General features: G+C 37.7%; 9 protein-coding genes and 1 rRNA gene. 6 read left to right on the top strand and 4 right to left on the bottom strand.

The features are described from left to right. Positions 1–94 precede the first annotated feature (94 nt). The 4 genes from VRHSUH09_RS04620 to VRHSUH09_RS04635 all read left to right on the top strand — a co-directional run bounded on the left by VRHSUH09_RS04620 (position 95) and on the right by VRHSUH09_RS04635 (position 5,458). Complete coding sequence (locus tag VRHSUH09_RS04620; protein WP_105081523.1) at positions 95–1,504, top strand: MATE family efflux transporter; 1,410 nt, start codon at positions 95–97, stop codon at positions 1,502–1,504. A gap of 813 nt (positions 1,505–2,317) precedes the next feature. Continuing rightward, positions 2,318–3,355, top strand: coding sequence for an OmpA family protein (locus VRHSUH09_RS04625; RefSeq protein WP_054748791.1), 1,038 nt, complete (start codon positions 2,318–2,320; stop codon positions 3,353–3,355). A 191-nt stretch (positions 3,356–3,546) separates the two neighbouring features. Then, the gene (locus VRHSUH09_RS04630; RefSeq protein ID WP_105081524.1) at positions 3,547–4,668 is read left to right on the top strand and encodes an AI-2E family transporter; all 1,122 of its coding nucleotides are present in this window, start codon (positions 3,547–3,549) and stop codon (positions 4,666–4,668) included. Positions 4,669–4,801: 133 nt separating this feature from the next. After that, positions 4,802–5,458 (top strand): PepSY domain-containing protein, encoded by a 657-nt coding sequence (locus tag VRHSUH09_RS04635; protein WP_054748793.1) that lies wholly within the window; start codon positions 4,802–4,804, stop codon positions 5,456–5,458. A 67-nt stretch (positions 5,459–5,525) separates the two neighbouring features. Here the strand turns inward: VRHSUH09_RS04635 and VRHSUH09_RS04640 are convergent, their stop codons facing one another. From VRHSUH09_RS04640 to sstT, 3 genes are all read right to left on the bottom strand, one after another. Next, positions 5,526–7,046 (bottom strand): dihydrolipoyl dehydrogenase family protein, encoded by a 1,521-nt coding sequence (locus VRHSUH09_RS04640; RefSeq protein WP_105081525.1) that lies wholly within the window; start codon positions 7,044–7,046, stop codon positions 5,526–5,528. A 194-nt stretch (positions 7,047–7,240) separates the two neighbouring features. Further along, positions 7,241–8,359: an IS256-like element ISVesp1 family transposase gene (locus VRHSUH09_RS04645; protein ID WP_105081111.1), complete on the bottom strand. Its 1,119-nt coding sequence runs from the start codon at positions 8,357–8,359 to the stop codon at positions 7,241–7,243. Between the two features lie 316 nt (positions 8,360–8,675). After that, positions 8,676–9,896, bottom strand: a complete 1,221-nt coding sequence (gene sstT, locus VRHSUH09_RS04650) for a serine/threonine transporter SstT (RefSeq protein ID WP_105081526.1) — start codon at positions 9,894–9,896, stop codon at positions 8,676–8,678. Between the two features lie 345 nt (positions 9,897–10,241). Here sstT and VRHSUH09_RS04655 point away from each other — a divergent pair, with 345 nt between their 5' ends. Then, complete coding sequence (locus VRHSUH09_RS04655) at positions 10,242–10,988, top strand: ubiquinone/menaquinone biosynthesis methyltransferase (RefSeq protein ID WP_054748848.1); 747 nt, start codon at positions 10,242–10,244, stop codon at positions 10,986–10,988. Here the strand turns inward: VRHSUH09_RS04655 and VRHSUH09_RS04660 are convergent. Then, positions 10,969–11,700, bottom strand: a complete 732-nt coding sequence (locus tag VRHSUH09_RS04660) for an SIMPL domain-containing protein (protein ID WP_105081527.1) — start codon at positions 11,698–11,700, stop codon at positions 10,969–10,971. The genes VRHSUH09_RS04655 and VRHSUH09_RS04660 overlap by 20 nt on opposite strands. Positions 11,701–12,243: 543 nt before the next feature. Here VRHSUH09_RS04660 and VRHSUH09_RS04665 point away from each other — a divergent pair. After that, positions 12,244–12,719 (top strand): 16S ribosomal RNA (locus tag VRHSUH09_RS04665); the annotation flags it as partial.

Raw genomic sequence — 12,719 nt, forward strand, 5'->3', positions numbered from 1 at the left:
AATGACTTTTCATATATTCTGTGATATAATACAGAAGATATTAGGGCTAAAAGATAGCTCAATCTTATACGATCTTGCATGAATAGGAGTTACTATGTTAGACCGCATACAACGATGGCTTTCAGTAGATAACATGCTGCCCGCTGCAGAGCGGTTAGGTCCCGTAGGGACGACAAAGCAACTGTATGGTAAGTATTTGAAAATTGCTTGGCCAGCTACATTACAAGGCTTGATGTTACAATTTATGACGGCCATTGATTTGGCAATGGTTGGGGCACTTGGTGCGTCTGCGCTTGCATCGGTAGGTATTATGGGACAGCCTGAAATGGTGATGCTCATTTTCTGTCGCGCTTTATCTATTGCTGTTACCGCTATCATAGCTCGCCGTCATGGTGAAGGTGATGTAGATGGTATGAATGCTGTTCTTAAGCAGTCTATATTATTGAATTTCTTAATCTATGTGCCTCTATTAGTGACGTGCTTCTTTAATTTAGAGCATATTTTACGCTTTACTGGCGCAGAAGATGGTTATATAGAAACAGCGGTCTGGTATGGTCGTTTTGTAGTTATTAGTCTTATCTTTCAGTCCTTTAGCCAAATTGTAGGGGCTGCACTAATCGGATACGGTAATACAAAAGTCATTTTTAAATCGAATGTAGTAGGGAATATTTTAAATACCATTATGAACTTTTTCTTGATTTATGGTATTGGTTTCTTTCCTGAGCTCGGCGTTATGGGGGCAGGGGTGTCCACTATGATCAGTAGTGCTCTTATTGCATTATTGCTTTTGCGTACTATCTCACAGCATACGGCTACAGGTTTAACATTGCGACATCCGTCCAAATGGACCTTTGAAAGACCTGTACTTCATACGATGTTTCACGTAGGGGGCAGCTCTCTAGGGGAGCAGTTCTTTGAACGTTTTGGTATGTATACATACACCATGATTGTTGCTTCCTTAGGTGCAGTACCATTGGCAGCACACTATGTATGTATGAACTTAATGGATATATTCTATTACTTTGCCATGGGTCTTGGTTTCGCAGGGGCCTCACATACAGGTCAAAGTCTAGGGCATAAACGTCCAGATATTGCAAAGATATATGGAAAGATTGGTGCACGAATCGGTCTTGTAGTAGGTCTTGTAAGTGCGCTAATCTTTATTGGTCCTGGAGACTTTTTAGTAAAGCTTTATACTCGTGAAAGTGAAGTAGTACTTCTTTCTGGTTCTTTGATGGGAATCATGGCAGTAGCGGCTTTCCCACAAGCTTTACAGCAGGTATATTCTGGTGTATTAAAAGGGGCAGGGGATACGTATTACATTATGAAATATTCTCTTGTAAGCGTAGCCATCATTCGACCTATTATTACCTATCTATTGTGTATTACGTTAGGTTTAGGCTTACTAGGTGCTTGGTTATCCTTGTGCTTTGATCAGGCCTTACGCTTATGCTGTTCCTATTTGCGATTTATTAAAGGTGCCTGGCAGCATAAGATTGTCTAACACTTTGTAAATATAGTTAATAATCAATCTTGACTATCATTTAGTATATAAATTTTCATATAAAATCTAAAATTAAAAATGTTCGATATATAGAGAGAAGATGTAGATAAAACCTATATAATTATGTTTGCTATTACTTTCTATATTGAAAATATTAAAATAGTTTATGAAAGGTTTATGAAAATTCTCTTGAATATTCATATTGTTTGATGTACAATACGAAATGTGGAAAAAATGACACATTGGGGAATGTGTCGTCTGACCAGAAACTTCTGATTTCACGTATATATGTAAGGGATATATATAAGAAACGATAAAAGCCTCCTTAGTGGATACTAAGGAGGCTTTTATTCGTTTTATGTTAGACAAATTTATTAGCTAATTTAATAATAGATTTTATAAAATTATATCGAAGAGAATCGTTGGCAAAATTGAAAAAGTGTTTATAATAATGAAAGTAATATGAATTACCTTTAGAGAGAGATCTTATACCTTTTAGTTTGTAAAGGTATTTAGTTATAAGTATCTTATATAGATTATCAGTAACATATTGGCAATATATAAGAAATTAATAAATAAAATTAACAATATTCTAATTAGTGTATATCTATAAAATCATATGAGACTTATAAAATGGGAAGTAAGAGGAATTTAAAGTTTTATAATTATAATATTTTTATATAGATAAATTTCGAAAAATTCATGTTAAGTTCATAAAAGATATTGAAATTTATCGAAAAGTTGTGTAAAATAAAAGTATATTATTACCAAAGGCCTGTGTATTGTGAAAGGCTTTTATTGGAGGGAATTATAATGAACAAAAAATTATTAGCTTTATTGGCAGTTGCTGCTGTAGGCGTATCCGTAGCAGGCGCAACTCCACAAACTCAATTCAACAAAGGTGAATTCCAAGTTGATCTTGGCGCAGCTCATTCTAAAGCAAAAACTGAAGCTTGGAATGCTGATGCAAAATGGAATTTTGATGGTGCTGTAACATATGGCTTCACTGATAAAACTGCATTACAATACCAATACCATGGTTTGAATGATAAATTAGGTGGTATTGGCTACAGCGACAAAATGCACGAAGTTAACGTGGTTCAATCCTTGAACAAAAACTTCGCAGTATATGGAGGTTATGCTCACATCTCTGGCGATGATTTTGCTAAAGCTAACAACATTGCACAAGTAGGTGTAATTGGTAAAGCTAACCTTGGCTCCAAAGTAGAAGTTTACGGTAAAGCTGGTGTAGGTACTAAGAAAACTTCCACTTGGGAAGCAGGCTTAGGTTACAAAGTTAACGAAGACTGGGATATCAATGCTGGTTACCGTTATATCAATACTAAACAAGATGATGATTCCAACATCTCCTTCCAAGGTCCTGTAGTTGGCTTGTCCTACCGTTTCGGTGGTCAAAAATCCGTAGCTCCTGTATACACTCCAGCTCCAGCTCCTGTATACACTCCAGCTCCAGCTCCTGTAGTAGAAGCTCCTGTATATAAAACTCCTAAATTGGACTACTATGTACAATCCATCTACTTCGATTCCGACCAAGATGTTGCTCGTGCAGACCAATATCCAAACTTGACTGCTGCTGTAAACGCTGCTCATCAATACTCTCAAGACCAAGTTAAATTGTTAGGTAATGCTGATACTGATGCAAACCCTCAATACAACATTGGTTTGTCTGAACGCCGCGTACAATACGTAGCTCAATACTTAGTAAATAATGGCGTATCTGCTGATCGCTTCATCGGCATCGCTAATGGCGACACTAAACCAGTGGCAACTAACTCCACTGCAGCAGGTAAAGCTGAAAACCGTCGTGTAGACGTTTACATTCACCGCTAATCTCTAAACTAATTTAGATTAGACATACGATAAAGTCCACCTTCTATCATGCTCTCGTGTTCATCGGGGGACCGAGCATGTGATAAGGTGGACTTTTATGTTATACTAAACTTGCATACAATCGTAGGTCATACAATGTTCATTAAGATTTGATAATGTATGCGGTGTGAGTATAGTAAAGTAGGTTATATATGAAAAAATTTAAATATTATAAACCGCTCATAGGTGCTATCATACTAGCTGGTGTTATGATCATGATGGCCCTTAGAATAAGTGATATTGCTAGTGCCATTGATGCTATTATTACAGCATTTGTTCCACTTATTGTAGGTGCCTGTATTGCTTTTGTGCTAGATATTTTAGTAGTTCGTTATGAGCGATGGCTATGGCCTAAGAGTGAATCTGGATGGAGGTATAAGATACGACGACCTCTCAGTCTTGTATTATCTTTTGTGACAATTAGCGTAATCGTGTATTTTATTGCCCGTATGGCGCTTCCTCAATTGGTTCATTCTATGTCGATTATTGTGGCGTCTTCGCCTCAACTGTATACAGAGTTCCAAACTTGGATGCAGCATCTTACAGAGACGATTCCAATGGCATCTAACCAGACACTTATGGACACGTTGAGTGGTGAAAGTATCGTTAAGTATACTCGTGAATGGGGGACTAAAGGCGGTACATACATTGTTAATGCAATGGGCACAGTTTTATCTTGGACGTTAAATATCGGTCTTGGATTGATCTTTGCTATTTATATGCTCCTTGATAAAGAACGGCTTATGATGCAAGGTAAACGCATTGTAAAAGCCTATGCATCTGATGGATGGGTGAATCGTGTTAGTTATGTAACCCGTGTGGCAGTTCAAACATTTAGTAATTTCTTTGTAGGACAGTTTATTGATGCCTTGATTTTAGGTGTTATGGTAGGTATTACTTTATGGTTATTCAACATTGAATACGCTACAACCATTGCCTGCGTAATTGGCCTTACTGGTTTGATTCCGTTACTTGGCATCTATGTCGGTGGTGTTATCGGTGCAGTTATGTTACTCACTGTTAGCCCTATGGATGCGTTAATTTACGTAATTATTTTAGAAGTGCTTCATCAAATTGAAAGCAACTTTATTTATCCTAAAATCGTCGGTAACTCCGTTGGTTTGCCGGGATTATGGGTATTTGCTGCGGTTATCGTAGGTGGTAGTTTGATGGGGGTCACTGGCATGTTGATTGGTGTTCCTTTAGTAGCTACATGCTATAAATTACTTATGTCTGATGTAGATGAACGACTTGCATCAAATGAAGGTTTATAGTATATTGTCTAAATAATATGATTGTTCATATATGTTTTGTGTGCTGTTGATTATGGCACGGACTTATAGTAATTCTAGTATGTGAATTACTTTTACATTGTTAAAAGTATCGCATATAGTAGGAGGATATGTAATGAATAAAAAGTTAATTTCTATGGCATTAACTGGTGTATTGGCAGTAGGTGTATTGTCTGTTGCTACACCAAGTGTGGCAGATGCACGTAAAACAAAGCCAGAAACAAGTACTGATATTTCTGTACAACGTGCACCAGGCGAGTCCATGGTTATGACTATGAGCAAAATTGGTACTATTTTCCAAAATCGCTTCCCGAATGCTGCGCTTCACTCCGTAGAGCTTAACTCTAACGATTTAAACTATGGCTACAAAGTTGTTGGCTATAGTAAATATCATCAATACAAGATGAAAATCGACGTAATCACTGGTAATACTTCCAATATGGAAGAAGGTGGCAAACCTAAAAAAATTATTGGTGAAATTTTCAATAAAGATCGAGTAATTGAATCTGCTCAAGCAGAACGCGTTGCTAAACAACAACTCGGTGCTGATTCTGTTATGAAGGGCTGGAAAATTGAAGCTCATGACGGCAAAATCTTGTACTATGTAACAATGCATCAAGATGGTAAAAAAGTAGTTGTTACAGTAGATGCTGAAACAGGTGCTTACGTAGAGCAATCTAAATCTTATAAATTACCACCTGAACCAGATCAAGGTTTCGATGGCCGCAAAACAAATCTTATCTTTGGTAGTGGCATCGACATGGGTCGTTAATCTATTGATTGATAATCAAATAAAAGAGCCAAAGGCATATGCCTTTGGCTCTTTTTTGGTTTAATAGTTATTGCCAACGGTGTTCGTAGTATGCTTGTGTCCACATGATAACCTCTACAAGAGAAGGATGTGGGCTCATAGTTTCGCCTACAGTGATAACGGATTTAGGATCCATTTCGCGTGTAATACCTTTTTCACGTAAGCGTTTAGTACGTTCAGAAGCGATTTCTTCATTAATTGCTGTCAACGGAGTTACACCACTGTTCATAAGGTTTACATATGGTTGGAAGAGGATAGACGCTTGAGGACCTGTTACGTGCATACCAAGAATATGGTTAGTATCTTTGTCTACTACGATTTTAACAAAGCCGTCATTTACATCACCAGGGTTAATACCCATTGCATAGCCTTTAGCTGTGGAGGAGTAGTAGTTTTTGCCTACACCTACATTATAACCAGCTTTAATAGCTTCTGCTTCAGTAAGACCTACGCTACCAATTTCAGGGTAGGAGAATGTAACCTTAGGCAATGTATCATAACGTGCCCAGCGGAAATCTTCTTCGTTTTTAGCAAAGTATAGGTTGTGGGCGATAATATCAGCTTCATAGTTCGCACGATGACGGAATGCAGGTTCGCCGTTTACGTCGCCTAACGCATAGATACCATCAACGGATGTTTCTAAGAATTCATTAGTTTTGATCCAGCCTTTTGGCCATGTTTCGATACCAGTATTTTCGAGATGAAGCTCTTCTACAGCTGGGCGGATGCCTGCAGCTACTAGGATTTCTTCTACCTTAGTTTCTAAAATTTCGCCAGTACTACGATCTTTAGTAACGACTACTTTAAGATCATCTTCTTGGCGGATTTCAACAGTGTCTTGATTTAGCACTACGTTGATACCACGTTCTCTATAGTTGTTTAACAAGTGTTCAGATACATCGGCATCTTCTTTAGGTACTAAACGTACATTATGTTGAAGAATTGTTACCTCTGTACCAGCGGATGCAAATACGTGACCGAATTCAACACCGATTGGACCTGCACCGAGTACAGCAAGGGATTTGTATGGTTGTTTAGGGAATTTATCGCCAAAGAGACTTTCACTAGTAAGGAAACCTGCCTCTTGAAGGCCTGGTACATTCGGTACATTACTATAACCGCCAGTACCTAGGATAATTGTTGGTGCTGTGATTTCTACAATGCCAGAACCATCGTTAAGGTGGATGTTCATAACCTTATCGGACACAAAACTTGCAGCACCGCGATATACATCTACGTTGTCATAAGCGTTATAGTAATCATAGATGCCTGCATTCTTGTCAATCATATGCCATGTACGTTTAGCTACAGTGTCCCAATCCATAGTTGCATCGCCAACATTGACGCCTATTTTTTTGAACTCTTCTACCTCTTGAATGGCATTAGCTGCTGTAACCATTACTTTCGTAGGAATACAACCGCGATTTAGGCATGTGCCACCGAATTTACCTTTTTCTATGATGGCCACTTTAAGGCCTTTTTTTAGCGCAGCGTCAGCTACGATGGTTGCACCACCTGTACCAACTACAATAATATCGTATTGTTTCATGTTGATTCCTTTCTATATATATCTACTAATAGTTATTATCATTAACTCTATTATAACACTATTATAGCACTATATTGAAGAAAATCAATATAGGAGATTGTAATTAATATATACGTATATGATTAATATCGATTCCTATATTGATTTTTAAAGTATGTTCTTTATAGGGTTATAGGACAAAAAGTGTTGCTATTTTAGTCCCAAAGATTGGTAAATAGGCAATCATAATTATGCAAATCACTCCAAACAATAGCATCACCCCAAGTCGGAATAGAAGCTTCTAACCTAGATTGTTCATGTATGGTATGATATATATCAGAAATACTCTTGTTGGTCGGCATAACCTTAAGTATTTCTGCATTAGAAAGCGGGTTTGGTGAGTGCATATAGCACCACCAGAACACCGCTTTTATTCGTCTTTCAATAGACATTCCTCTATGATTACGTAACATAGTGCGTAACTGAGCATTTACACCACCTTCTATACGATTATTAGTAGCTGGGCAGGTACATGTTAACGATGCATCTAAGTAAGTAAATAAACATCTTTTGTTAATCAATTTAACTAAGGAATTTTCTGCTTTTATAAGTCGTTCATGTTTAGGTCGTATCGTACCATTTTCATCAACTGTTATTTCTGATAGGAATACCCTATGTCGTACTTTCCATGACATAACGTTTTGTACCCACTTCATAGCATGATCTTGCGTGTGTATTGTTAATAAATCCCTTGCAATTCCATATAACTCACAACCAGCAATCGTTTTAGGACGTATTGTTGTATAGCGTTTTACTTGTTGAAATGCATGAAATAAGCACCTTTGTAGTTTGGCTTTCGGCCAAACTTTTTTTAATGCCTTTTGAAAGCCGGTACCACCATCGGATATAACTACTATAGGTGATGAAATACGTCGTAATAAAGCCTCCCAAGCCTTAGAATGCTCATATCTACAAACATACCAGCCTAAGACATGCGTCTCATTACAACAGATTAAAATACAAGCATTTCTAGCTAAATAAATACCATCAACAAATACCACACTACTTGATGATTCAACTTTTGGTGGTAATGGCCAAAGCTCCCAAAACTGTGATGTTTTTCTACGAAATGAACGTCCATCGCCAGCCATATCTAACTGTGTGTGTTTACCAAATAACCAATCCAAAAATATCTGTAAATTATTATTAGTTTTATTCACTTTATTTGTGAATGAGCAAGAACATTGATTACAATACCAACGTTGAGAACCCGCACTTGTTTTACCATTTCTCTTACAGACGAAACCACAATTAGGGCATCTGACTAGTTTCATAATTATACTCCTTCTAAAAAATATATCTCTTTAGAAAGATAAAACCTTTTTTGAGTCAGTAAAATCAAGGGGGTTCCGACTTTTTAGCAACACTTTTTGTCCTATATGTAAAAGTTACTCAAAAAGATAAAATGCCGATGGAGCTAGTATTTAACTAGTTCCATCGGCATTAACAGCAACACTTTTTGTCCTATAACCCTCTTTATATTATACAATGAATATATTTATAAGTCGTATAGTAATCTAGTATTCATAGACTTTTAAATACAAAAAACGGTCCCGAAGGACCGTCTTTAGTATGATTGTAAAATTATATTTAATTCCAATCTTCGTGATAGCCACGTTTTGCATAGTCTGCAGTAGCCGTGAAGAGAATGTCTGTGCTAGAGTTAAGCGCAGTTTCCGTAGAGTCTTGTAACACACCGATGATAAAGCCAACGCCTACAACTTGCATTGCTACGTCGTTGGAAATACCGAATAGGGAACAAGCCAATGGAATGAGTAGTAAGGAACCACCTGCTACACCAGAAGCACCACAGGCACCAATAGTGGCAATGATGGATAATAGGATTGCTGTAGGAATATCTACAACGATACCTAATGTATGAGCTGCTGCTAATGTCATGATTGTGATTGTAATCGCAGCACCGCCCATATTGATTGTTGCACCTAGTGGAATGGATACGGAATACATATCAGGGTTCAGTTTCAAACGTTTAGCTAAGTCAAGGTTTACAGGAATGTTAGCAGCAGAGCTACGTGTGAAGAATGCGTAGATTGCAGATTCGCGTAAACATTTAAATACCAATGGGTATGGATTGCGACGAAGATAAACGAAGGACAGAATTGGATTGATTACTAGTGCTACGAAAATCATAGAGCCAAGCAATAAAACGAGTAGTTGGAAGTAACCAATCAAAGCTTCGATACCGTTAGTAGCAATGGATTCCGCTACAAGGCCCATAATACCAAGAGGAGCAAAGCGGATGATCCAGCCTACTACTGTAGTAATTGCTTGAGCAAAAGATTCCATAACCTCTTTTGCATTCATTGGTGCATGACGTAAAGCACCACCTAGGATAAGTGCCCAAGCTAGAATACCGATATAGTTAGCGGACATCAACGCTTTTACAGGGTTATCAACTACATTTTTAAGTAATGTGGTCATAACCTCAGCAATACCTTGAGGAGGCGCTGCATCAGCTGCACCTGCTACTAGATGTAATGTAGTAGGGAAGAAGAAACTCACGATTACAGCTAATACTGCGGATAGGAATGTACCTAATAGATATAAGGTAATTACAGACCCCATACCTGTTTTTTGGCCAGAGCGATGTTTACTGATCGCAGCGATTACCAAGAAAAATACAAGGATAGGTGCGATGCCTTTAAGAGCACCAACAAAAAGAACACCTAATAAAGCAAGTTCATTTGCCACATCTGGCACGTAAAGTGCAGTCAAAATACCAATGATCAAACCTATGATAATCTGTTGGATTAGACTGACTTTGTTGATTGATTTAACAAATCGATTCATAGTACACTCCAATACTTAATAAAAACAAAAAAACTCCATGAATATATCCTTTCATCATGGACATATGTCATTATACAACGAACATGTAATAGTAGCAATAGAGAATATCATAGATGTTCATACGTATTTATGTTAAATATATAGTAAGTGATAAACATGTTTATTTACCATATAGGACGTGTTGTTTTTTATAGAATTTATCAGTGCTTGTATCATATATGTAAATAGCACATACTTGCTATTTATAGTATATATAATAGGATTCTTTTTTAGAGTTCCTATAATATGGTATACTATGCCATATACAGTTCTTGAATATAGTTCTTGATTAGTGAAAGGACCATAATGAATACTAAAGAATTTAAAACGTATGCCGATAAAGAGCAATTTGTACAAGGTGTTTTTTCTAATATTGCAAAAAACTATGATTTAATGAATACAGTCTTAAGCTTTGGACAAGATTATTTTTGGCGCAAATTCTCTGTAAAAGCAATGAATATTGGTCCTCACCAACGTGTGCTTGATGTAGCATGTGGTACCTGTGTGTTTACAAAGGAAGCGTTACGTCAAGAACCAACACTAAGAGTAGAGGCATTAGATTTTAACTGTGAAATGCTTGATCAAGGTCGTGCTCGCATTGAAGCTGCAGGATTAATAGATCAAGTTAATCTAGTACAAGGTGATGCGATGGCTTTACCTTACGGGGATAATACTTTTGATGCGGCTATGAGTGGCTTTGCAATGCGCAATGTGCCAGATATTAAACAAGTATTATCTGAAATGCAACGTGTTGTAAAACCAGGTGGGAAAGTAGTTGTATTGGAACTTGCGAAGCCAAGTATGTTTGGATTTAAACAGTTATATAATTTCTACTTCTCTTATATACTACCTATTATAGGTAAACTAAGTAAGGATAACTCATCCTATGCATGGCTTCCAGAATCCTTGCGTCGTTATCCTCACCAAAGTGAAATTTTAGAAATTTGGAAATCTCTTGGATATGAAAATGCCACCTATCATGAATTGACAGGCGGCATTGTAGCGGTCCACGAAGGTGTGGTACCAGAAAATTCTATTGTAAATAATAAGTAATATTAGCGTCTTGAGAAACTACTAATGAACCTTTTTCAACAGGTGTAGTAGTTTCGAGAGACGCTTTTAACATTACTGCGTTACGGTAGTAACCAGAGTCCATGGAGCTAGTTTCGGTTGTACTAATAGAAATAGTTTTTACTGGTCCTAAAGTGCGACCGAGAGCTGCAGCGATAACTTCCGCTTTGTGGCGCCCGTTTTGGATTGCTTCTGTAGTTAAAGAATCAGATAATTGTTGAGATACATCATTTTGGAATGAAAGGTTGTTGATGTCGTTAGCCCCAGCGCTAACAGCGGCATCGACAACCTTTCCTACGTTATCGAGGTTATTAATCTTAACTGTTACGTGATTGGACACATTGTAACCTGTGTTAATGCGTTTGCCTTCTTGATAATCGCTTGTTGGATTAATAGAAATATTCGATGTGAAAATATCTTTTTTATCAACACCTAGATTTGCTAGTCTACTGATTAAGTCACTCATGATACGATCGTTATTAGATTTAGCAGCATTAATATTTGTGTTTTGACTTGTAATGCCTAAGGTTAAAATTGCATAGCTTGGTGCTACAGAACGAGAAGCTTGGCCCGTAATTTGAATTTCAGAGGTATCGAAGGTACCTTGGGGTGCAGCAAAGGCTGCTGTAGCCATAGTTGCACATATAGCAGCTAGAGCTATTGTTTTTGATAATAAACGTTTAGATAATTTCATACTTAATCTCCTTACACGAATGTAATATTCATATTAATTAATACTAATAAAATAGAACTATTTATGTTACAAGTTCTTTATTACAGCTATATTGTACATGATTGGTTGTGTAAAATCAATTGTTGGCTGTCAGGGGTGTTTATGAAAGTATAGTGAAAGTTGTGTGAAATTGAGAATTGGGGGTTGCACTTATAATTTCGTTGTACTATAATATGCATACAGTCGTTCGAGCGACTGTTTCTTAATGAGTGTAGTAATACACTTAGAGGTTCAAAAAGAACTTCAAAAAAGATTATAAAATGTGTTGACACGAACGAGGTCACATGTTATTATAATCAAGTCGTCAGTTGAGACAACACTTCGAATGAAGTGGAGCTAACTGATAACAGATCTTTGAAAACTGAACAATGATAGGTAATCAATCAATACGATTGAACATATGCCAGAGTGCGGGTTTTGACAAAGTCAAAACCAACCATAATTCAAAGTTACTTAAATGTAACGACAACAAAAGCGAATGAGCTATTCAAATAGCTTCAAGATATCTTGGAGAGTTTGATCCTGGCTCAGGACGAACGCTGGCGGCGTGCTTAACACATGCAAGTCGAACGAAGAGCGATGGAAGCTTGCTTCTATCAATCTTAGTGGCGAACGGGTGAGTAACGCGTAATCAACCTGCCCTTCAGAGGGGGACAACAGTTGGAAACGACTGCTAATACCGCATACGATCCAACCTCGGCATCGAGGATGGATGAAAGGTGGCCTCTATTTATAAGCTATCACTGAAGGAGGGGATTGCGTCTGATTAGCTAGTTGGAGGGGTAACGGCCCACCAAGGCAATGATCAGTAGCCGGTCTGAGAGGATGAACGGCCACATTGGGACTGAGACACGGCCCAGACTCCTACGGGAGGCAGCAGTGGGGAATCTTCCGCAATGGACGAAAGTCTGACGGAGCAACGCCGCGTGAGTGATGACGGCCTTCGGGTTGTAAAGCTCTGTTAATCGGGACGAAAGGTC

The sequence above is a fragment of the Veillonella rogosae JCM 15642 genome (genome assembly GCF_002959775.1).
Taxonomy (GTDB): domain Bacteria; phylum Bacillota; class Negativicutes; order Veillonellales; family Veillonellaceae; genus Veillonella; species Veillonella rogosae.

Coding starts and splice junctions, on each gene's coding strand:
- VRHSUH09_RS04625 (WP_054748791.1), top strand. CDS start 2,318: ATGAACAAAAAATTATTAGCTTTATTGGCAGTTGCTGCTGTAGGCGTA.
- sstT (WP_105081526.1), bottom strand. CDS start 9,896: ATGAATCGATTTGTTAAATCAATCAACAAAGTCAGTCTAATCCAACAG.
- VRHSUH09_RS04660 (WP_105081527.1), bottom strand. CDS start 11,700: ATGAAATTATCTAAACGTTTATTATCAAAAACAATAGCTCTAGCTGCT.
- VRHSUH09_RS04645 (WP_105081111.1), bottom strand. CDS start 8,359: ATGAAACTAGTCAGATGCCCTAATTGTGGTTTCGTCTGTAAGAGAAAT.
- VRHSUH09_RS04655 (WP_054748848.1), top strand. CDS start 10,242: ATGAATACTAAAGAATTTAAAACGTATGCCGATAAAGAGCAATTTGTA.
- VRHSUH09_RS04620 (WP_105081523.1), top strand. CDS start 95: ATGTTAGACCGCATACAACGATGGCTTTCAGTAGATAACATGCTGCCC.
- VRHSUH09_RS04630 (WP_105081524.1), top strand. CDS start 3,547: ATGAAAAAATTTAAATATTATAAACCGCTCATAGGTGCTATCATACTA.
- VRHSUH09_RS04635 (WP_054748793.1), top strand. CDS start 4,802: ATGAATAAAAAGTTAATTTCTATGGCATTAACTGGTGTATTGGCAGTA.
- VRHSUH09_RS04640 (WP_105081525.1), bottom strand. CDS start 7,046: ATGAAACAATACGATATTATTGTAGTTGGTACAGGTGGTGCAACCATC.